This window comes from Pseudomonas sp. YJ42 (genome assembly GCF_047225135.1).
Lineage (GTDB): Bacteria > Pseudomonadota > Gammaproteobacteria > Pseudomonadales > Pseudomonadaceae > Stutzerimonas > Stutzerimonas stutzeri_E.
Genome location: NZ_CP178378.1, coordinates 1,701,768 through 1,720,860 on the forward strand (window position 1 = coordinate 1,701,768; position 19,093 = coordinate 1,720,860).

Genomic DNA, 19,093 nt, shown 5'->3' on the forward strand with positions numbered 1-19,093 from the left:
TCCCGCATGAATGATCAGCATCCCCTGAATACGGCGCAAGGCGAAGCCCAAATGCTGCAGGATCTGCTGAGTGCCGAACGCGCGGGCGCCAAGGTCGCGGGTGAAAGCCTGCAGCATTGCAAAGATCCGGCGCAGCGAAACCTGCTGGAGCAGATTCGTCAGGGCGAGGTCGACAGCTGCAGGCTGGTGCTCAACTGCCTCAATCACCTGGGTATCGAGCCTAACCGCGAAACCGGTGCGTTCTATGACAAGGCCATGGCTATCGAGTCGCTGGACGAGCGCCTGCCCTTCGTTGATCGGGGGCAGCAGTGGGTGATCCGCAAGCTGCGCGAATACCTACCGGGTTGTGAGGACGCCTTCATCCGTACCGAACTGGAAAAGATGCTGGCTATCCACGAGATCAACAGCCGGGCCGCCTGAGCAAATCGACCGCCATGCGATGCTCAGCGCTGTGCGTCGTTCCAATAGCGCCGCCAGCGCGCAACCAACTGCTCTGGAGCTTCGACATAGAGTTCGCTGCCGATCTTCAGCGCACCGCTCTGCAGCTCGCTGCGACGCTCGGCAATCATTACGTCTAGCCGCTCATGCTGGCTCGGCTCACCAAACAGCTCGGGTTGCCGTTGTTTCAGCTGCTGCATCATCGCCAGGTCGTGATCGTCGCCGAGCATGTCGGCCAGGCGCTTGAGCGTATCGCTACGCAGTTGCATCAGCGTCGGCCAGCTCGGCGCGAGCAGTCGCGTCTGGTACCAGTGATCCTTGACCCGCTTGCGCCACTGGTGAAGCTGCTCATCGCTCAGATCAAGACGGGCTTTGGCCAGCTCCGCACAGCCATCCGCGTAAGTGCGGTGCACGCCAGCGGCGAACAAATCAAAGTCGTTCGTCGCCAGCTTCCACTTCTCGACCCGCTCGCGTAGCGACTGAAGCTCGGCTTTCGCCTCAACAATTCGTTGATCGATGCCGCTGGTCTCGGTCTCACCACGTCGTGCCCGATCCCGTAGCCGCCGCCGCGTTTTTTTCAGCCCCTCTTGCGCAAAAGAATCAGGAAATCGCTCCGCCAGCAGATCCCAACTTTCAAGCATCGCAGCGGCATCGCGGGACTCGGCCAAGGCACGCCCAAGGTCGCGCAAGCGTTGGTTCTCACGTTTGAACTCGCCGCCCAAGGGCTCGCGTACCAAGCGCAACAGCGCGCGTAGCTCCTTGAAGCGCTTGCGCGCCTGGTGAATCCCTTCGGCACGTTCCGCGACCGGCGCGCCCAGCGCTTCCATGGCTTTGTCGATACCCTGACGCGCCACCTTGCGTACTTCGGCAGCAGGATCGTGCGGACGCAGCTTATACCCCATGAGGACTCCTATCAGGCCCGCCGCGGTGCGACTTCGCCGGCGTTAACGGGTAATCAACCGTAGCGCTTACGCGCCTCGATCGCCAGACCGCTGCCGATACTGCCGAAGCGATTCCCTTCGACGTGACGCGCCCGTGGCAGCAATCTGGCGACACTGTCGCGCAGTGCCGGAATCGCGCTGGAACCGCCGGTAAAGAACACCGTGTCGATTTCCTCATGCTTGAGCCCAGCACTGGCCAGCAATTGACTGACGGTGCTACGGATTCGTTCGAGCAACGGGTCGATTGCGCCCTCAAAGCCGTCACGGGTCAGATTCGCCTGAAGCCCCGCCTCGATCCGCGCGAAGTCGATCAGATAGCGGTCCTGCTCGGTCAGCTCGATCTTGCCCTGCTCCACCTGCATCGCCAGCCAGTGCCCGGCACGCTGCTCGATCAGGCTGAACAGGCGATCGATCCCCGTCGGGTCGACGATGTCGTAGCGCATGCTCTGCAACGCGCGCAGCGAGGCCGGCGCATACACCGCATTGATGGTGTGCCAGGTCGCGAGATTGAGGTGCGTGCTAGTGGGCATTGGCGCATCGCTTTTCATCCGACTGCCATAGCCGAACAGCGGCATCACGCCCTGCAGGCTGAGCTGCTTGTCGAAATCAGTCCCGCCGATGTGCACGCCCGAGGTAGCGAGTATGTCGCTCTGCCGATCATCGATGGCACGCCGCTCCGGTGACAGCCGCACCAGCGAGAAGTCGGAAGTACCGCCGCCAATGTCGACGATCAGCACACGCTCTTCCTGCTCGATGCGCGACTCGTAGTCGAAGGCTGCGGCAATGGGTTCGTATTGGAACGACACATCTTTGAAGCCGATCTTGTTCGCCGCCGCAGCCAGGGTCTGCGCCGCTTCCCGATCGGCTTGCGGATCGTCGTCGACGAAGAACACCGGGCGACCCAGCACCACCTCGTCGAACGAACGCTCGGCCTCGATCTCGGCGCGTTGCTTGAGTGTTCCGAGGAACAGCCCGAGGATTTCCTTGAACGGCATGGCGCTGCCCAGCACCGTCGTTTCGCTCTTCAGCAGCTTCGAGCCCAGGAGACTCTTGAGCGAGCGCATCAGCCGCCCTTCGTAGCCTTCCAAGTATTCGGACAGAGCAAGACGTCCATAGACAGGACGACGCTCCTCGGCATTGAAGAACACCACCGATGGCAGCGTGTGTTGATCGTCTTCGAGCACGATCAGCGGCTCGCTGGCGGGACGCCACCAGCCGACAGTGGAGTTGGAGGTGCCGAAGTCGATGCCGCAGGCGCGGGCGGGTGACGAATTGTGCATGTGCGTTCCGGACTGCCAAAAACGGCCGCGCAGTTTATGCGAGCCAGCAGCCAAATGTCGGCCAATCGTCGTTTTGATAGGGCAAGGCTGCGCCTGGTGCTGCGGTTGTTCACCACAGCACCAGGGAAGGATCAGGCCAGCGCCGCCTCGACAGCCGCGGCGGAGTCGGTCATGCCATCCGTCATGCGCTTGGAGTCATGACAGAAAGTACGCGAGGCCTGGAACAGAAATACCATGGTCAGTAACAGCGAGCCCGGAATCAGATACATGGCGCCGTGCAGGCCCTCCGCACGGAACACTTCGCTCATCTCGCTGGCGCCCGCGGCGAGCATTGCCGCTTCGGCGAAATGATCCGACAGCAGCCCCACCACCACCGTGCCCATGCCGCCGCCGAGCAGGTACAGCCCGGCGAAGAACAGCGCCATGGCGGTGGCGCGCAGACGCGGCTCGACCACGTCCTGAATGGCGGTATAGACGCATGTGTAGAAGTTGTAGGAGAACAGCCAGCCAATGCTGAACACCGCGACGAACACGCCAACCTCTATGCGCCCCGCCAGCAGTGCGTAACCGGTGGCGAACGTGGCGATGAGCATGCTCACGGCGGCGAAGATCAGCCGGCCACGGGCGAAACGCTGATGAATCTTGTCGGCGACCCAGCCGCCCAAAGTCAGCCCGATAAGACCGGTCAATCCGACGATCACGCCGGTGGCAATCGATGCTTCGACCAATGGCACGGCGTGATAGCGCATCAGCAACGGCACCATGAAGGCGTTGCAGGCGTAGGTCGCGAAGTTGAACGCCAGCCCTGCCAGCACCAGCCACCAGAACGTGCGAATCGCCAGCACTTTGCGTACCGGCTGCTGTACGCGTTCCTGGGAAACTTTCACCGTCTCGGCGGCACCGCGTTGAGGTTCTTTGACGAAGAAAATGAACAACGCCAGCACCAGCCCGGGTACGGCGGCGATAAAGAAGGGTGCGCGCCAGCTGCCGAAGTACTCAACCATCGAACCAATGGTGAAGAAGGCCAGCAGCAGCCCAAGCGGCAGGCCGAGCATGAAGATGCCCATCGCCCGTGCGCGCTTGTGTGCCGGAAACAGGTCGCCGATCAGTGAGTTGGCGGCCGGCGCATAACTGGCTTCGCCGATGCCGATGCCCATGCGCACCAGCAGGAACGTCCAGAAATTCCACGCCAGCCCATTTACAGCCGTTAGCCCGCTCCAGGCCGTCAGGCCCCAGCCCATGATCTTGCGACGCGATCCAACGTCGGCCATGCGCCCCAAGGGCACACCGGCTATCGCGTAGATGATGGTGAACGCGGTACCGATCAGCCCCAACTGGAAGTCGTTGAGGTTCCACTCCAGACGGATCGGTTCGGCAATGATGGCGGGAATGGTCCGGTCGAAGAAATTGAACAGATTGGCCAGAAACAGCAGGAACAGGACGCGCCAGGCGTTCGCGGCTTGGGTAGATGGCTGCATGACGTCGCTCTCGATTTATTGTTATACGCCGGTCGTCTGACCGACTCGACGCCGACTCTAGAGCGCCGGCGCTCGCCTGTCTGTCACCATCATCTTCGCTTATGCCGGGCAATGCGACCGTTCAGTGTTTTCGCCACGTTTCCAGCCAGCCCAGGCCGGCAGCGGTATCTGTGCCTTCGGGTCGATATTCGGCCGACAACCAGCCGTCATAGCCCACCGCCTGCAACGCATCGAGCAACGGTTCGAACGCCAGCGAACCGGTGCCGGGCGCGCCGCGGCCGGGGCAGTCGGCGAACTGCACGTGGCCAATGCGCGACCCCAACAGGCCAATACCGGCAGCCACGTCCAGCTGCTGCCGAGCCATGTGATAAAGGTCCAGCTGCGCCTGGCAGTTGGGGTGATCGACCCGCTGCAACAACGCGTGCAGATCGTCCGGCGTGTTGATCAGAAAGCCCGGCATATCCAACGGGTTGATCGCCTCGCAAACCACCCGAATGCCCAGCAACGCGAAGGCCTCGGCGCTCTTGCGCAGGTTGCCCGCCAGGGTTTCGAGCGCCTGATCGCGAGTCACGCCTTCGGCCAGCCGGCCCGGCAGTACGTTGACGCACACCGGCCGTACCATGGCCGCGTAAGTCAGCGCCTCCTGCAACGCAGCATCGAAGTCGGCCTGACGCGCCGGTACCGCAGCCAGGCCAGGACCGCCGTGCATGAAATCGCCGGCTGGTAGGTTGATCAGCACCAAAGGCAAATCTGCACGTTCGAGCAGTTCCTTGAGATGGATCGCTGGCAGTTCATAGGGAAACTGGATCTCGACACCATCGAACCCGGCAACGCGGGCCGCCATGACGCGTTCAGCAAGCGGCAGCTCACTGAACAGCATGGACAGGTTGGCGGCGATCTTCATGGGTTCTGCTCCCGATACATGTTCACCAGCGTGGATGGATCGTTTTCAAGGTTTCCCTGGCTGCCATGCAGTCGCATCAGCTGCGCCGCCAGCCCGGTCATTGGAGTGGCGCTGCCTTCTTCGCGGGACAGTTGCACGGCCGTGTCGAGGTCCTTGAGCAGGGTCCGCACGTGCCATTTCACCGGATCGAACTCGCTGCTAGCCATCTGCGGGGCGAGAATTTGCAATGGTTTGGAATCGGCGAAGCCTCCGGCCAGTGCGGGTGCGACCAGGCTGGCGTCGACGCCGGAGCGCTCGGCCAACGCCATCATCTCGGCAATGACCAGCGCATTGCAGGCCACGATCATCTGGTTGCAGGCCTTGGTCACCTGGCCGGCACCGATATCGCCCATATGCGTCAGCCGCTGGCCCAGGTGCGCCAATACGGGTCGCACCCGCTCGACGTCTTCGCCGCGCCCGCCGGCCATGATCGCCAACCTCCCCGCCTCGGCGCCGGCCGTACCGCCTGACACCGGGGCGTCGACCCAGCGCATACCGCTTCGTGATTCCAGTTCGGCTGCCATAGCGCGCGTGGCGGCCGGTTCCAGACTGGAATGATCGACCAGCAACTGCCCCGCCCGCGCGCCCTCGACGATGCCACCAGCGCCGAACACCACCTCGCGCACCACTGCTGTATCGGCCAGACACAGCAGCACCACATCGGCCTCGGCGCAGAGTTCGGCGGGACTGTTCGCCAGCCGCGCGCCGGCATCGACAAGGGGCGTGCATTTTTCAGGCGAGCGGTTCCAGACACTCAGTGGAAAACCGGCAGCGAGCAGCCGACGGCACATGCGCAGCCCCATCAGGCCGATGCCGGCAAAGGCAATGGATGGCAGTTCAGACATCAATGAAATCCCTTGAGCAAAGATGGCGGCGATTCTAGCGCCGCAATGACCGCTGCGAACAAGCGCCCCTCAGGACACCTCGCCTTTGTCCCAAAGCCGCACCAGTTCACCGGGTGCCCGCTCCTCCGGGATCTGGAGAACAAGTTCGTCGTCACGCTCATTTTCTCGGTAGCGCAGCTCGATCTGGTAATAACGGCGGTCACCCTGCCCGCTGGTACTGGTGGCCAGCGGCAGGCAGCCTTCCAATACCGAGCAGATCTGCCCGCGTTGCTGCTCGTCGCAACGGGCGAAATCAATCTCACGCGGGCGGCTAAGCGCCTGCATCGTGGCAATGCCACCCTGCCTTGACAGGCGGACAGTCGCGTCACTGCCCAATGCCGGTAACTGTTTCATGGAGCCTCCTCAGTTCACCATCACACCGACGCCCGCCCAAGACTGTTCCACTGCCTGCGCCTCGCTGTCACCGAAGCGAACGGTCGCGTTGTCCACGGTCAGTCGGGCAAACGCGACGAAATCCGCATCATTGGCCAGACGAGGATCGCACAGGGTGTCGTACCAGATGCGCCCGGCCTTCTCCCAAGCGTGGCCGCCCATCGCCGTGGCGGCCAGGTAGAACGCGCGGTTGGGAATGCCGGAGTTCAGGTGCACACCACCATTGTCATCGCGCGTTTCTATGAAGTCGCGCATGTGCCCGGGCTGCGGATCCTTGCCCAGCACGGGGTCGTCATAGGCGCTGCCGGGGTTGGCCATCGAACGCAGCGCCGATCCCTGCACGTTGTCGGTCAGCAGCTCGGCACCGATCAGCCAGTCGGCCTGGTCCGCCGTCTGTTTGAGGCTGAACTGCCGGACCAGCACACCGAATACGTCGGAAACCGACTCGTTCAAGGCACCGGACTGATTGAAGTACACCAGCCCGGCCTCGCTTTCGGTGACGCCATGGGCCAACTCGTGAGCCACAACATCCAGCGAAAGGGTGAAGCGATTGAAAATTTCGCCGTCGCCATCACCGAACACCATCTGCGCGCCGTTCCAGAAGGCGTTCTCGTAACCGACACCGTAGTGCACCGTCCCGACCAACGGGAAGCCGTGGTTATCGATCGAATCTCGACCGAACGCTTGCCAGAAGAATTCATGCGTGATGCCGAGCGCGTCATAGGCCTCATCGACCGCCGCGTCGGCGACCGGCGGCTGGCCTTCGATCCGCGCCAGCACGCCCGGCAGCACCATCTGCTGCTGGGCATCGTGAATGCTGCGCCGCGGCTCGCCTGGTTGGCCGCGTTCGGGCAACACGCTGACCCTTGGCTGGCGATTGGGCGGCCCTGGATTAGGCAACAGCTCACGCACGTGGCCCAGCGTTCCCAGCGCACGTTCACGCTGCCATTCCGAGCCGTTATCGATGATGTGCCGCAGGATGTAGGGCGGGATGAAGCCGTGGCACGAAGTCCGATCGAGCATGAAGAGCCCCCTTCAAATCACATGGCTGCGGTGTGCACCCATACCTCTCTGATCAGGTCCTGCCCGTTGCGTTGCTTCGTCCGGACATTTATTTGTCAGCGGCAACAACGCAACCGGAACACGACACGCGCCATCGGTAACCATCAGCGGCGCGAAGAACAGCCTGTGCAGACCTGAGGGCCAGTCTAGCTGTCGTTCGCCGAATGCCCCAGGCGCGCGGGAGCAGACTTGTCTTCCAGGGCGCGGATCGCTTCGTCCAATTGCTGGATGCAAAGATCGATCGCCATCTGCCGCAGGGCGTCCGGCCATTCATGGTCGGAAATCGGTTCGACCAGATCGAGCAACGCGGAGTAGCCGACGAGCATCCCATGCCTGATCTTCAGCGTCTGGCCGTCGCGCAACAGCGTCACCGGATCCCGCGAGACGATCGTCGCGCCGGCAGCGAGCATTTCGTCGACGTGTTTTCGAAGGGCGTGGAGCGTGCGTTTGTCTTGTTGCTCTTCCATAGCAATTAGCCATCTTCCATGAAGGCGGCGATTCTAGATTAACCGTGAACTGAATCACAAAACATTTTCCACGGCTTGTTTAACGCTTCAGGACGTCTCGCCTGACCGCCCTCACGCTGAAGCCCCTCACAGGGCGAAAGGCTCACAAGAGAATGCAGCCCAACAACCCGCTCAAACCTTCACCGATGCCATGCGACTTGCACCGTCGCACCTCTGTACCTCTATAATCCGCGCGCTTTTTCCGCTATTGAACCGGAGAACCACAATGTTGAAGCGAACCCTGGCAGCCCTTGCCGGCCTTGCCGTATCCCTGTCTTTTGTTACCGCTCATGCAGCCGAACCCCTCCGGGTATCGGCCATCCCCGACGAAGCACCGACCGAACTGATCCGCAAGTTCGAACCGCTCGGCAAATATCTCGAAAAACAACTGGGCATGCCGGTGAAGTTCACCCCGGTTTCCGACTACGCCGCAGTGGTCGAATCCCTGGCTGCCGACCGTCTCGACCTCGCCTGGCTCGGTGGCTTCACCTTTGTCCAGACCCGCCTGAAGACTGGCGACGCGATCCCGCTGGTGCAACGTGAGCAGGACGAGAAATTCACCAGCAAATTCATCACGGCCAATCCGGACGTGAAAACGCTGCAGGACCTCAAGGGCAAGACCTTCGCCTTTGGCTCCGTGTCGTCGACGTCCGGCAGCCTGATGCCACGCTATTTCATGATCCGGGACGGCATCGATCCCGAGCAGTTTTTCAAGCGCATCGCCTATTCGGGCGCGCATGACGCCACCGCTGCCTGGGTCGAAGCCGGCAAGGCAGATGGCGGCGTGCTCAACGCCTCGGTATGGGACAAGCTGGTCGCCGCCGGCAAGGTCGATACCGACAAGGTCCGAGTGATCTCCACTACACCGCCCTACTACGACTACAACTGGACGGTGCGCGGCAATCTCGATCCTGCTCTGGTAGCCAAGATCAAAGCCGCTTTCCTCGCGCTGGATCCAGAGAATCCGGAACACAAGAAGATTCTCGATTTGCAAGCTGCCAGCCGCTTCATCGAGACCCGCCCGGAAAATTATGAAGGTATCGAGGAAGCTGCCCGCGCCGCAGGCCTGTTGAAGTAATTTCCCGCCCTCGACCGCCCCGGTCGAGGTGCCGCCAGAAGTGGACGGCTCGGCTTTTCGCCCGACCGCCCCGCGCCAATGCCCTCATGGCGATGCACCGGCGGATCCGCCTGATGCAGCGCCTAGGTAGCCAAGATGAGCCGTTCGACAACAGTTTCACCTATGCCGGATCGCCACACGGCCGTTCCCGCGCCACTCCTGCGATTGACCGGCCTGACGCATCGTCATGCGAACGGGCATGTGGCGCTGCAGGACATCGAGCTTGCTATCGCAAAAGGTGAGCGCATCGCGATCATCGGCCCTTCCGGAGCCGGCAAGACCACTCTGTTGCGCCTTTTGGCCAGCCACATCCAACCGAGCGACGGAAATCTCGAGTTGTTCAGCTGCTTCCCTTGGTCGCTGTCCGCCAGCGGACGGCAAAAATTGCGCAAGCGCATCGGGCTGATTCATCAGGCGCCACCGCTACCTCCTCGCCAGCGTGTCATTACGGCGGTGCTGGCAGGGCGCCTGGGCGCCTGGTCGCTGGGGCGTAGCCTGGTCAGCCTGGTCTACCCGCTGGACAGGCAGGGTGCGGCCGAAGCCCTCAGCCGATTGGATCTGGCCGACAAGCTCTACGAGCGTTGCGATCAACTGTCCGGCGGGCAGCTGCAACGCGTTGGCATCGCCCGCGTGCTTTATCAGCAGCCCGAGCTGATCCTCGCCGACGAACCGGTGTCAGCGATGGATCCGGTGCTCGCGGCCTATTCGCTGAACGTGCTCAACCGCGAGAGCCTTCGCCGCCAAGCGACTTTGCTGGCCAGCCTGCACGCCGTCGAGCTCGCACTCGAGCATTTCCCGCGAGTCATTGGGGTTCGTGCCGGCCGCGTCCTGTTCGATAAGCGTTCGACAGAGGTGACAGCAGCCGAACTGGAGGCGCTGTACGCCAACGAGCAGTTGGACACTGCGCAGACCTCACTGCCCTTGCCCCACCAGCCTTTGCACGTTCCGCGATGCTGAACCCCGTCGTCGGCCACCGCGACCCGGCCGCCGGCCCGCGCCTGGCGGTGACCCTGCTGGCCCTGGTCTTGCTGTGGCCAGGCCTGTCGTTGAGCGAGCTCGATCTCGGTGTGCTGTTCGATGGCAGCAATGCCGAAACCATGGGGGCGTTCCTCGCCGGTTTCTGGCCGCCCGCACACGACGAAGCCTTTATTCGGCTGCTGGGGCGCGCCACGTTGGAAACCTTGGCGATCGCCACTGCCGGTATGGCACTAGCGCTGGTCGTGGCGCTGCCCTGCGCCTTGCTGGCCACGCGAGCGCTATCGATCTCGGCACTCAGCCGCGCCGGTCGCCCGCGACCCTGGGCGCAAGCGGTGCGCTGGCCGGTGCGCGGACTGCTGATCCTGCTACGCAGCGTGCCGGAGATCGTCTGGGCCTTGCTGTTCGTCCGCGCGGTCGGCCTCGGCCCCACGGCGGGGGTGATGGCCATCGCCATCACTTATGCCGGCATGCTCGGCAAGGTCTATGCGGAAATCTTCGAGTCGGTCGATCCGCTGCCGACACGGGCCCTGGTCGGTGCCGGTAGTTCACGGTTACAGGCGTTCGCCTACGGTGTGCTGCCGCAAGCGACAGGCGAAATGCTGTCCTATACCGTTTATCGCTGGGAGTGCGCTGTGCGCGCCTCGGTAGTCATGGGCTTCGTCGGCGCCGGTGGGCTGGGCCAGCAGATGGATCTGTCGATGCGCATGTTCGCCGGTGGCGAGGTCGCGAGCATGCTGCTCACTTTTCTGGGACTGGTGCTGGTGGCGGATCTGATCAGCCAGCTGCTGCGCCGGAGATTCGTGTGAGATCGCTTTCGCGCTATGCGCTGCCGTTGTTGTTGATCGCAGCGGTGATCGGCTCGTTCGCCTTTCTGCAATTCGAGGCCAGCGCAATGTTCAGCCGTGACGGCCTGGGACAGATGGCCCGTTACGCCTCGGGCTTTCTCAACCCCGATCTGTCACCTGATCATCTGCGGGCGATCGGCTACGGCGCGCTGGAAACCCTGGCCATGTCGGCAGTGGGCACGCTGCTGGCCGCCCTGTTCGGATTATTGCTGGCGCTACCGGCGTCAGGCCGCTTCGGTCTGGTTGCCAAGGGCTTCTCGCGCCTGCTGCTCAACGCACTGCGCGCCGTTCCGGAGCTGGTCTGGGCGGCGCTGATGGTGCTGGCGGCGGGCCTGGGCCCGAATGCCGGGACCCTTGCACTGGCATTACACACTGCCGGTGTACTGGGGCGACTATTTGCCGAAGCCCTGGAAAATACGCCGAACGCCCCGGCCGAGGCATTGCGCCTTGCCGGCAGCAATCGCCTCGCCGCATTCTGTTACGGCACCCTGCCTACGCTGTGGCCACAACTGATGGCCTACACCCTGTATCGCTGGGAAAACAATATCCGCATGGCCGCCGTGCTCGGTTTCGTCGGTGCCGGCGGCCTGGGGAAGATGCTCTACATGAGCCTCAGCCTGTTTCAGGAAGCCCAGGCCTCGACGGTCATCCTGGCCATGCTGCTAATGGTGCTGGCGGTCGACGCACTGAGCGGCTGGGCGCGCATGCGATGGGTGCGTGGCTGAGTTGAATCAGTGCAAGCTCGGTTTCGCTGCCCTTTCCTGTACCAGCACCCAGGGCGCCACCACCACTGCCCATAATTCGGGATCGCGCGCCAACCAATCCTGCGCCTGTTCGGCCTCGAGCTTGCACATATAGCCTTTAGCCAGCCATGCGGCTACTGTATCTCGATCATCCTGGGCCACGGCCTGCGCAGCCTCGATCAGATCGAAGTCGCTGGCGACGCGCAACAGCGCGCCGCGGGCGAAGAAGGGTTGCAATTCCTGCCAGGTGATCGGCGCGGTTTCGCCCAGCAGCTTGGCATAGAGAGTGCTTGGATCTTCGCTCATGGGTTTCACTCGTTATCCAAAAGGGCGTAATGATAGCGCCCGAGCGAATCCCATCAAATGGATCGAATCCTGACTGGGCAAACAGGTGCTGACGCTTCTACACTGTGCCGGTACAGTTGCCGTACCGTTTGGGGACGTTTGCCCCTTAACGACACTGCAGCCAGCAGGATTCAAACAATAATGATGCAAGTGGAGCGCATATGAAGACCAAGCAACGTCTGTCCAAACTTTTCATGGCTATCGCTTTGACCGGAGCAGCGAGCTATACGCTTGCCGCCGACACTATCAAGATCGGTTTGGCCGGTCCTGTCACCGGGGCCGTTGCGCAGTACGGGGACATGCAGTTCATCGGGGCCCAGATGGCCATCGAGCAGATCAACAAGAAGGGCGGCGTCAGCGGGCAGCAACTGGAAGGCGTCGTGTATGACGACGCGTGCGACCCCAAGCAGGCGGTTGCGGTCGCCAACAAGATCGTCAATGACGAAATCAGCTTCGTGGTCGGCCACCTGTGCTCCAGCTCCACCCAGCCGGCGTCGGATATTTACGAAGACGAAGGCATTCTGATGATTACCGCGGCGTCGACCAGCCCGGACATCACCTCGCGCGGCTATGAGCTGATCTTCCGCACCATCGGCCTGGACAGTCTGCAAGGCCCGACCGCCGGCAACTTCATTGCCGACCATGTCAAGCCGAAGAACGTCGCCGTCATCCATGACAAGCAGCAGTACGGCGAAGGTATCGCCACGGCAGTGAAGCAGACCCTGGAAAGTAAAGGCGTCAAGGTCGGCCTGTTCGAAGGCATCAATGCCGGCGACAAGGACTTCTCCTCGATGATTTCCAAGCTCAAGCAGGCAGGCGTCGACTTCGTGTACTACGGCGGCTATCACCCGGAACTCGGCCTGTTGCTACGCCAGGCCAAGGAGCGCGGTCTGAACGTGCGCTTCATGGGACCAGAGGGCGTCGGCAACAAGGAAATTTCGGCCATCGCCGGCCCGGCCTCCGAAGGCCTGTACGTGACCCTGCCGAAATCCTTCGATCAGGACCCGCGCAACCAGGAACTGGTCGACGCGTTCAAAGCGAAGAATCAGGACCCGAGCGGCCCGTTCGTATTCCCGGCCTACGCCGCGGTCCAGGTCATTGCCGAGGGTATCGAGAAAGCCGGCAGCACCGACACCGCCAAGGTCGCCGAAGCGCTGCGCAGCAACACCTTCGATACACCGACCGGCAGCCTCGCCTTCGACGAGAAGGGTGACCTGAAAGACTTCAACTTCGTGGTTTACGAATGGCATCAGGACGGCACCAAGACCGAAGCCAAGTGATCCGTTAACCAACCCAACCGAAGCCCACGGCATCCGCTGTGGGCTTTGTTTTAGCTGATCGGGGCTGACCCGGCCACAAGCAATTGGGCCGCCCCCCGCAACACCTTCATCCAAGCGAGTGCCTGCATAGCGCTGGCCCGCCTCGAAGTCGGCAATGTGCGTGATCCGCACGGAGCCCTTGGCGCTGCATTTCTCCGTGCCGCGTGTTCGAAGCAGGTCCGCATTGGCGGTCGAGCAGTCGCTGAAAAACGTAGGCGAGGCAGGCAATACAAGGCAGAAACAGGCTCAGAGACGCAGTTTAGGTTCCCTAAATGAGCAGCTGAGACCGTTTTTAACGATGTATAGCCGACCCAGACAGTTTTTCAGCCGCCTGCCAGCACGGGCTGCGGGTGTTCAGGAGAATGTAATGCCTGAGCTCTACCACTACTTCCAACAGCTGATAAACGGCCTCACGGTCGGCAGCACCTACGCCTTGATAGCCATCGGTTACACCATGGTTTACGGCATCATCGGCATGATCAACTTCGCCCATGGCGAGGTGTACATGATCGGCTCCTATGTCACCTTCATCGCCATTGTCGGCCTGACCATGATGGGGCTCGATTCATTGCCCATCCTCATGATCGGTGCGTTCGCAGCTGCCATGATCGTCACTAGCGCCTATGGCTATAGCATCGAACGCGTCGCCTACCGACCTCTGCGCGGCAGCAATCGACTGATTCCGCTGATTTCGGCGATCGGGATGTCGATTTTCCTGCAGAACGTCGTCCTGCTCTCGCAAGACTCCAAGGACAAGGCGATTCCCAACCTGATGCCGGGTAACTTCATTTTGGGTGAAAGCGCGATGAACGGCGTCGTCATTTCTTACATGCAGGTGCTGATCTTCGTGGTCACCATCCTGGCCATGTTGGGCCTGACCCTGTTCATCTCCCGCTCACGCCTGGGTCGCGCCTGCCGCGCCTGCGCCGAAGACCTGAAGATGGCCAACCTGCTGGGCATCAACACCAACAGCATCATCGCCCTGACCTTCGTCATCGGCGCTGCCCTGGCGGCAATCGCGGCTGTGCTGATCAGCATGCAATACGGGGTGATCAACCCGCATATCGGCTTCCTGGCCGGTATCAAGGCCTTTACCGCTGCAGTACTCGGCGGCATCGGCAGTATCCCCGGCGCGATGCTTGGTGGCCTGGTGCTCGGCGTGGCCGAAGCCTTCGGTGCCGACATCTTCGGCGATCAATACAAGGACGTTGTGGCGTTCAGCCTGCTGGTACTGGTGCTGCTGTTCCGCCCGACCGGCATTCTTGGTCGTCCGGAGGTTGAAAAGGTATGACCCGCAATCTTCGTACTGCCTTTTTCAGCGCGCTGCTGGTCGTTGCCGTCGCGGTGCCGGTGTTCGGCCTGAAGCTCACTACCGTCGGCATTAGCCTGGAAGTTCACGGAAGCGACGCCAAGACTTTCTGGATCATCGCCGCCTGCGCCGTGGTCATGTTCTTCTGGCAGCTGTTCCGTCATCACGCCGCAGCCGGGTGGGCCGCCAGCCCCAGGCTGCCGACGATACCAGCCGGTGCAGGCAACTTCCTGACACTACCGTCGACCCAGCGCTATATCATCATTGCTCTGATCCTGGTCGCCCTCGCCTGGCCGTTCTTCGGCTCACGCGGTGCGGTGGACATCGCCACGCTGATCCTGATCTACGTAATGCTCGGCCTGGGCCTGAACATCGTGGTGGGTCTGGCTGGCCTGCTCGATCTGGGCTACGTCGGGTTCTACGCCGTCGGTGCCTATACCTACGCCCTGCTCTCGCATTACTACGGGATCGGCTTCTGGGTAGCGCTACCGATTGCCGGGCTGATGGCTGCGTTGTTCGGTTTTCTCCTGGGCTTCCCGGTGCTGCGCCTGCGCGGGGATTATCTGGCCATCGTGACCCTGGGCTTCGGTGAGATCATCCGCTTGCTGCTGCGCAACATGACCGACCTGACAGGAGGCCCGAACGGTATCAGCGGCATCGACAAACCCACCCTGTTCGGCCTGTCGTTCGACCGCCGCGCAGCCGAGGGCATGCAAACCTTCCATGAGTTCTTCGGCGTGGACTATAGCTCCATCAACAAGGTGATCTTTCTCTACCTGATCGCCGTGCTGCTGGTGCTGCTGACCCTGTTCGTCATCAACCGTCTGCTGCGCATGCCGATCGGCCGGGCCTGGGAAGCGTTGCGCGAAGACGAAATCGCCTGCCGCGCGCTGGGCATGAACCCGACGGTGATCAAGCTCACGGCGTTCACCCTGGGTGCAAGCTTCGCCGGTTTCGCCGGCAGCTTCTTCGCTGCACGTCAGGGCCTGGTGTCGCCGGAATCGTTCACCTTCATCGAATCGGCCATCATCCTCGCCATCGTGGTACTCGGCGGCATGGGCTCGCAATTGGGGGTGATACTCGCCGCCATCGTGATGATCCTGCTGCCCGAGCTGATGCGTGAGTTCAGCGAGTACCGCATGCTGATGTTTGGCGCCCTGATGGTGCTGATGATGATCTGGCGTCCGCAGGGCTTGCTGCCCATGCAACGTCCCCACCTGGAGCTGAAGCGATGAGCCGCCCGATTCTCGAAGTAAGCGGCCTGACCATGCGTTTCGGTGGCCTGCTGGCCGTCAACGGGGTGGGGCTGACCGTCCATGACAAACAAGTGGTTTCCATGATCGGCCCCAACGGCGCCGGCAAGACCACCGTGTTCAACTGCCTGACCGGTTTCTATCAACCGACCTCGGGCGAAATCCTCCTCGATGGCGAGGCGATCCATGGCCTCCCCGGGCACAAGATCGCGCGCAAGGGCGTGGTGCGTACTTTTCAGAACGTTCGCCTGTTCAAGGACATGACGGCGGTGGAGAATCTGCTGGTCGCGCAGCATAGGCATCTCAACACCAACTTCCTCTCCGGACTGCTGAAGACCAAGGCCTTCCGCAAGAGCGAGCACGAAGCGATGGATTTCGCCGCGCACTGGCTCGAGCAGGTCAACCTGACCGATATCGCCAACCGTCCGGCGGGCACCCTCGCCTATGGTCAGCAACGTCGCCTGGAAATTGCCCGCTGCATGATGACGCGCCCGCGCATTCTCATGCTCGACGAGCCCGCGGCCGGCCTCAACCCGAAAGAAACCGAGGACCTCAAGGCGCTGATTGGGATGTTGCGCGATGAGCACAACGTGACGGTTCTGCTGATCGAGCATGACATGAAGCTGGTCATGAGCATTTCCGACCACATCGTCGTGATCAACCAGGGCTGCCCACTTGCGGACGGCACACCGGAGCAGATCCGCGATAATCCGGATGTGATCAAAGCCTATCTGGGAGAGGCGTAACCATGCTGTATTTCGAAAACGTCTCCACCTTTTACGGCAAGATCCAGGCGCTGCATAACGTCGACGTCGAGGTCCGCAAGGGCGAGATCGTCACCCTTATCGGCGCTAACGGGGCCGGGAAATCGACCTTGTTGATGACCCTTTGCGGCACGCCCATGGCTTCCGAAGGCAGCATCCGCTTCGAAGGCGAGGAGCTAGTCGGCAAGCAGACTTGCGACATCATGCGCAAGGACATTGCCGTGGTACCTGAAGGCCGGCGCATCTTTGCTCGCCTGACCGTCGAGGAAAACCTCGCCATGGGCGGCTTCTTCACCAACAAGGCGGATTTCCAGGAGCAACTCGACAAAGTCCTGCTGCTATTCCCTCGCTTGAAAGAGCGCTTCCAGCAGCGCGGCGGCACCATGTCCGGCGGCGAGCAGCAGATGCTCGCTATTGCCCGCGCCTTGATGAGCAAGCCCAAGCTGTTGTTGCTGGACGAGCCATCGCTGGGCCTGGCGCCGATCATCATCCAGCAGATTTTCGACATCATCGAACAGCTGCGCAAAGACGGCGTGACCATCTTCCTGGTCGAGCAGAACGCCAACCAGGCGCTGAAGCTGGCCGATCGTGGCTACGTGCTGGAAAACGGTCGCATCGTCATGCAGGACACTGGCGAAGCACTGCTGAGCAACCCCAAGGTTCGCGACGCCTACCTCGGCGGCTAGAACCAGGGCACCGACAAAGCCGGGCACCTGCCCGGCTTTTTCATGCGCGCGTTCGGGGATGACAAGTGAAGTCGAAGCCTTTATCGTGCCTCTCGCGTCGTGTCTTCCTTGACGTCCGACTGGGCGTCCCAGCTAAGTCGCGCGCCCCTGGATCAGCAGACAGGGCATAACTGAGCTGGCAATTCTGAACTCAACTCAGGAGAAGCCGGCCATGACTGCCAGCCGTATCTGGATCAAGAATCCCCTCACCATCTTTACCGCCAACGACCAGGACGCCTCCGGCGGGCTGGTGATCGCCAATGGCGTCATCGTCGAACTGCTTGCCGCCGGGCAATCACCCTCTTCTCCTGTCGACAGTACCTTCGACGCCCGCGAGCACGCCGTGCTGCCTGGCTTGATCAATACCCATCACCACTTCTATCAGACCCTGACCCGCGCCTGGGCGCCGGTGGTCAACCAACCGCTGTTTCCCTGGCTGAAGACACTCTATCCGGTCTGGGCACGCCTGACTCCGGACCGGCTGGCGCTGGCCAGCAAGGTGGCACTGGCCGAGCTGCTGCTTTCGGGTTGCACCTCCGCGGCCGATCACCATTACCTGTTTCCCGGCGGCCTGGAGAACGCCATCGACGTGCAGATCGAGGCCGTACGCGAACTCGGCATGCGCGCCATGCTGACCCGCGGCTCCATGAGTCTGGGCGAAGCAGACGGCGGCTTGCCACCGCAACACACGGTGCAAACCGCAGAGGCGATTCTGGCCGACAGCGAGCGGCTGATCAGTACCTATCACGAGCGTGGCGCGGGTGCGCAAATTCAGATCGGCCTGGCGCCCTGCTCGCCCTTTTCCGTTACCCCGGAAATCATGCGCGCCAGCGCCGCGCTGGCCGAATACCACGATGTGCGCCTGCATACGCACCTGGCGGAAACCCTCGACGAAGAAGCGTTCTGCGAGCAACGCTTCGGCCTGCGCACCGTGGACTATCTGGACAGCGTCGGCTGGTTGTCCGACCGTACCTGGCTGGCCCACGGCATTCACTTCAATGACCACGAGATCGCCCGGCTTGGCGAAGCGGGTACCGGTATTTGCCATTGCCCGAGTTCGAACATGCGCCTGGCTTCGGGCATCTGCCCGACCGTCGCGCTGGAGGCAGCCGGCGCACCCATCGGCCTGGGCGTGGACGGTTCGGCCTCGAACGACGCGTCCAACATGATTCTCGAGGCGCGCCAGGCGCTGTACATCCAGCGCTTGCGCTATGGCGCCGAGCAGATCACGCCGGAGCGTGTGCTGGGCTGGGCCACGCGGGGCTCGGCACGCCTGCTGGGGCGCGACGATGTAGGCGCGCTGAGTGTCGGCAAGCAGGCCGACCTGGCACTGTTCAAGCTCGACGAGCTGCGCTTCTCCGGCAGCCACGATCCGATTTCGGCGTTGCTGTTGTGCGGCGCCGATCGTGCCGACCGGGTAATGATCGGCGGAAAGTGGCGCGTGATGGATGGCCAGATCGAAGGCCTCGATGTCGCCGGCCTGATCGCCGACCACAGCCAGGCCGCTCGTGCGCTGATAGCGGGTTAACCCGCCGCGCATCCTGAGCGGTACCTACGAGCGGGATGCCTCGCGCCGTAACAGTCATTCCAGTTACGGCGCGAGCATCGCTGCTCCGACGCACTACACCTATCGAGGCGAACGGCAATCTCCGCCCACCTGGGCCACACTCAAAGCATGAACTGAGAAGCCGAAGCGGCATGCACATTGCTGCGGAAAGCTCGCTTGTCGGCTCTACTGACTTTTGAGTCAGGAATTAGTTGACCGAAAAG

At 62.1% G+C, this 19,093-nt stretch carries 20 protein-coding genes; 11 read left to right on the forward strand and 9 right to left on the reverse strand.

Annotated features, from left to right (window positions below):
• The first annotated feature begins 6 nt into the window (after nucleotides 1-6).
• Complete coding sequence (locus ACL0K2_RS07605) at nucleotides 7-420, forward strand: DUF6306 domain-containing protein (RefSeq protein ID WP_413044155.1); 414 nt, start codon at nucleotides 7-9, stop codon at nucleotides 418-420.
• A 23-nt stretch (nucleotides 421-443) separates the two neighbouring features.
• Here the strand turns inward: ACL0K2_RS07605 and ACL0K2_RS07610 are convergent, their stop codons facing one another.
• The 8 genes from ACL0K2_RS07610 to ACL0K2_RS07645 form a co-directional block, all read right to left on the reverse strand.
• Nucleotides 444-1,340, reverse strand: a complete 897-nt coding sequence (locus tag ACL0K2_RS07610) for a CHAD domain-containing protein (protein WP_413044156.1) — start codon at nucleotides 1,338-1,340, stop codon at nucleotides 444-446.
• 53 nt (nucleotides 1,341-1,393) lie between these two features.
• Complete coding sequence (locus tag ACL0K2_RS07615; protein ID WP_413044157.1) at nucleotides 1,394-2,659, reverse strand: Hsp70 family protein; 1,266 nt, start codon at nucleotides 2,657-2,659, stop codon at nucleotides 1,394-1,396.
• Between the two features lie 131 nt (nucleotides 2,660-2,790).
• Entirely contained in the window at nucleotides 2,791-4,137 is a 1,347-nt protein-coding gene (locus ACL0K2_RS07620; RefSeq protein WP_045163237.1) for a spinster family MFS transporter, read from the reverse strand.
• A gap of 121 nt (nucleotides 4,138-4,258) precedes the next feature.
• Nucleotides 4,259-5,041 carry a hydroxypyruvate isomerase family protein gene (locus ACL0K2_RS07625; RefSeq protein ID WP_045163238.1) on the reverse strand — a complete coding sequence of 261 codons (783 nt, stop codon included), beginning with the start codon at nucleotides 5,039-5,041 and terminating at the stop codon, nucleotides 4,259-4,261.
• Complete coding sequence (locus ACL0K2_RS07630) at nucleotides 5,038-5,928, reverse strand: NAD(P)-dependent oxidoreductase (protein ID WP_413044158.1); 891 nt, start codon at nucleotides 5,926-5,928, stop codon at nucleotides 5,038-5,040. The genes ACL0K2_RS07625 and ACL0K2_RS07630 overlap by 4 nt, the downstream gene beginning before the upstream one ends.
• 66 nt (nucleotides 5,929-5,994) lie before the next feature.
• Nucleotides 5,995-6,318 (reverse strand): protealysin inhibitor emfourin, encoded by a 324-nt coding sequence (locus ACL0K2_RS07635; protein WP_045163240.1) that lies wholly within the window; start codon nucleotides 6,316-6,318, stop codon nucleotides 5,995-5,997.
• A 9-nt stretch (nucleotides 6,319-6,327) separates the two neighbouring features.
• Entirely contained in the window at nucleotides 6,328-7,380 is a 1,053-nt protein-coding gene (locus ACL0K2_RS07640; RefSeq protein ID WP_239611487.1) for a M4 family metallopeptidase, read from the reverse strand.
• A 185-nt stretch (nucleotides 7,381-7,565) separates the two neighbouring features.
• A complete protein-coding gene (locus ACL0K2_RS07645; protein ID WP_413044159.1) occupies nucleotides 7,566-7,829 on the reverse strand; it encodes a hypothetical protein in 264 nt (87 codons plus the stop codon).
• Between the two features lie 322 nt (nucleotides 7,830-8,151).
• Between ACL0K2_RS07645 and ACL0K2_RS07650 the strand changes: the two genes are divergently transcribed.
• The 4 genes from ACL0K2_RS07650 (at nucleotide 8,152) to phnE (ending at nucleotide 11,590) form a co-directional block, all read left to right on the forward strand.
• Nucleotides 8,152-9,003, forward strand: coding sequence for a putative selenate ABC transporter substrate-binding protein (locus ACL0K2_RS07650; RefSeq protein ID WP_413044160.1), 852 nt, complete (start codon nucleotides 8,152-8,154; stop codon nucleotides 9,001-9,003).
• A 162-nt stretch (nucleotides 9,004-9,165) separates the two neighbouring features.
• Entirely contained in the window at nucleotides 9,166-9,999 is an 834-nt protein-coding gene (locus ACL0K2_RS07655; RefSeq protein WP_413044450.1) for a phosphonate ABC transporter ATP-binding protein, read from the forward strand.
• Nucleotides 9,993-10,826, forward strand: a complete 834-nt coding sequence (locus ACL0K2_RS07660; protein WP_045163245.1) for a PhnE/PtxC family ABC transporter permease — start codon at nucleotides 9,993-9,995, stop codon at nucleotides 10,824-10,826. Before ACL0K2_RS07655 ends, ACL0K2_RS07660 begins: the two co-directional genes overlap by 7 nt.
• Nucleotides 10,823-11,590: a phosphonate ABC transporter, permease protein PhnE gene (phnE, locus tag ACL0K2_RS07665; protein ID WP_413044161.1), complete on the forward strand. Its 768-nt coding sequence runs from the start codon at nucleotides 10,823-10,825 to the stop codon at nucleotides 11,588-11,590. Before ACL0K2_RS07660 ends, phnE begins: the two co-directional genes overlap by 4 nt.
• 6 nt (nucleotides 11,591-11,596) lie before the next feature.
• Here phnE and ACL0K2_RS07670 read toward each other — a convergent pair whose 3' ends face one another.
• Nucleotides 11,597-11,914, reverse strand: coding sequence for a DUF2288 domain-containing protein (locus ACL0K2_RS07670; RefSeq protein ID WP_413044162.1), 318 nt, complete (start codon nucleotides 11,912-11,914; stop codon nucleotides 11,597-11,599).
• Nucleotides 11,915-12,114: 200 nt separating this feature from the next.
• Here ACL0K2_RS07670 and ACL0K2_RS07675 point away from each other — a divergent pair, with 200 nt between their 5' ends.
• The 6 genes from ACL0K2_RS07675 (at nucleotide 12,115) to ACL0K2_RS07700 (ending at nucleotide 18,851) form a co-directional block, all read left to right on the forward strand.
• Nucleotides 12,115-13,233 (forward strand): branched-chain amino acid ABC transporter substrate-binding protein, encoded by a 1,119-nt coding sequence (locus ACL0K2_RS07675; protein ID WP_045163248.1) that lies wholly within the window; start codon nucleotides 12,115-12,117, stop codon nucleotides 13,231-13,233.
• A gap of 406 nt (nucleotides 13,234-13,639) precedes the next feature.
• Nucleotides 13,640-14,563: a high-affinity branched-chain amino acid ABC transporter permease LivH gene (gene livH / locus ACL0K2_RS07680; protein WP_045163249.1), complete on the forward strand. Its 924-nt coding sequence runs from the start codon at nucleotides 13,640-13,642 to the stop codon at nucleotides 14,561-14,563.
• Nucleotides 14,560-15,816 carry a high-affinity branched-chain amino acid ABC transporter permease LivM gene (locus ACL0K2_RS07685; RefSeq protein WP_045163250.1) on the forward strand — a complete coding sequence of 419 codons (1,257 nt, stop codon included), beginning with the start codon at nucleotides 14,560-14,562 and terminating at the stop codon, nucleotides 15,814-15,816. Before livH ends, ACL0K2_RS07685 begins: the two co-directional genes overlap by 4 nt.
• Entirely contained in the window at nucleotides 15,813-16,580 is a 768-nt protein-coding gene (gene livG, locus ACL0K2_RS07690) for a high-affinity branched-chain amino acid ABC transporter ATP-binding protein LivG (protein ID WP_045163251.1), read from the forward strand. The genes ACL0K2_RS07685 and livG overlap by 4 nt, the downstream gene beginning before the upstream one ends.
• A 2-nt stretch (nucleotides 16,581-16,582) precedes the next feature.
• Nucleotides 16,583-17,284: an ABC transporter ATP-binding protein gene (locus ACL0K2_RS07695; RefSeq protein WP_045163252.1), complete on the forward strand. Its 702-nt coding sequence runs from the start codon at nucleotides 16,583-16,585 to the stop codon at nucleotides 17,282-17,284.
• A gap of 211 nt (nucleotides 17,285-17,495) precedes the next feature.
• On the forward strand, nucleotides 17,496-18,851 hold the full coding sequence (locus ACL0K2_RS07700) for an 8-oxoguanine deaminase (protein WP_413044163.1): 1,356 nt from the start codon (nucleotides 17,496-17,498) through the stop codon (nucleotides 18,849-18,851).
• Nucleotides 18,852-19,093: the final 242 nt, after the last annotated feature.